Raw genomic sequence first — 1591 nt, 5'->3', positions numbered from 1 at the left:
GCTTTGTAGGCGTTGCGGTTGATGTCGGATACGTCGGTGCTCGTGCCGTCGGCGGTGTCGATCGTGGCGAGGCTGTTGTAGCTGTAGCTCCAGCTGCGTGCGGCACCGGAAGCCCCGCCAACGACGCCGGCCAGGGCGAGCGCCAGCAGGCCGGCGCGGTGCAGAGTGATACGCACGAGGGAGGTTCCTTCTCTTTGATTAACGGGGCAAGACGACTCGACTGAGCGGCTCGGAGAGGCTCGCAGGTTGGTTCCGGAAGGTAGCCGAAAGAGAGGGAACTAGGATGTGGGAAGGCTCACGGAAAGCAGCCGATTAGCAAATGTCTTACATGCGTGTAAGCCATCGGCGCTTTCCGGTGCCCTCGCTCATCACGACATAAAGGGCTCCGGGACCCTCGTGTGGAGAGGTCTGGCCATGGAATGCAGAGGTGGGAAGGGGGGCAAAAGGCAAGACCTGACCCCTCTGACGTGACCCCTCTGACGTGCGCTGACGGCCGATGAATTATGGGTGGCGATCAAAGCAGTCATAGCTTCATTCACACAATATCCGGCACACCCTTATCAGCTAATGCTGGAGGGAATCATCGATATCATGTACCGCCAAAAACATTTCCAGCGTTTCCAGGGCTCACGAAAGCAAAACCCAAAACGAGCGTCCAAGGCGGCGGAAAGCTGAGAAACCGCTGGAAAGACCAAGCAGGGAATATTTTTGAATGGGACAGCCAACACGGGGCGCTTGAGATGTATAACAAACGCGGAATACACCTTGGCGAATTCAACCCTGAAACGGGCGAGCAAACTAAGCCAGCGGACGGGGCGCGGAGAGTAGAACCATGATTTTTATTATTGAAGGGTTCCCCAAGAACGGGGACACACTGGCATTTGAAAAAGAGCTAGGTCTTACCGCAGACGAACTGACGCCTATCATGGGCTGGGAAAGTGAAGAGGATTATGTGGGGGTTGTTTGCACATTGTCAGACGAACAAGTTAATCGCATCGAACAACTGCTAGGAAGAGCACTCCCCCGAGACTTGGAGCTGTTCTTGGCAAACTACGAGTAGCCGGGATTGTCCCGGGGGCAAATCACGCTGATCGGAGTGATTTGAACTACGGCCTGACCGAATCAGTGTCAGACACTCTCTGCTGAGAGCTCTTTTGGCCCCGCTCCAGAAAAGCCATGCACTGCGACTAGTGTTCGGTTTTGCATCCCAAAAATGAGATGCAGTGCTTAACTGACAAGCGAATCGCATCGCAATCATACGGGGCGTGCTTCAAGCGACATGCGTGACGGAGTGGCCGCTCGCCGACTCCCTGCCGGAATGCCTCTTGTTCTTCCCACGACCCGGGCCTATCCTGCGCCGGCCACGGTTGTCCGTGGCCGGGTTTGGCGACCCGAAAAGGAATAGGCGCGATCCGCGCCTGGTATGCATGTCTCTACAGCGCTCTATGGCCGGAATCGCGTGGGTCTTCGTCGAACTACGCAGGAGTCTTTTGCCATGGAAAACGCTTTCTCTCCCCTCACTCTTCACCGCTACGACCGCCCCTTGCGCGGTGTGATGATCGACGGCCAGCCCTGGTTCGCCGCCTGGGAT

The 1591-nt window shown here is 56.7% G+C and carries 1 protein-coding gene and 1 pseudogene; both read left to right on the top strand.

Annotation, left to right across the window (positions count from 1 at the left end; genetic code table 11):
• Positions 1-575: 575 nt before the first annotated feature.
• A pseudogene (locus BZL41_RS08520) lies at positions 576-836 on the top strand (colicin E3/pyocin S6 family cytotoxin); the annotation flags it as partial.
• Positions 833-1060 (top strand): pyocin S6 family toxin immunity protein, encoded by a 228-nt coding sequence (locus tag BZL41_RS08515; protein WP_095598893.1) that lies wholly within the window; start codon positions 833-835, stop codon positions 1058-1060. The pseudogene BZL41_RS08520 and the gene BZL41_RS08515, both read left to right, overlap by 4 nt.
• Positions 1061-1591 lie beyond the last annotated feature (531 nt).

Origin of the sequence: Pseudomonas sp. PIC25 (genome assembly GCF_002286785.1) — a bacterium.
Lineage (GTDB): Bacteria > Pseudomonadota > Gammaproteobacteria > Pseudomonadales > Pseudomonadaceae > Pseudomonas_M.
The sequence above is the reverse complement of the archived record's forward strand: the minus strand, read 5'-3'. Positions and strand labels throughout refer to the sequence as shown.

What these genes read in the sequence shown, in the direction of transcription:
- BZL41_RS08515 (WP_095598893.1), top strand. Translation starts at nt 833, where the DNA reads ATGATTTTTATTATTGAAGGGTTCCCCAAGAACGGGGACACACTGGCA.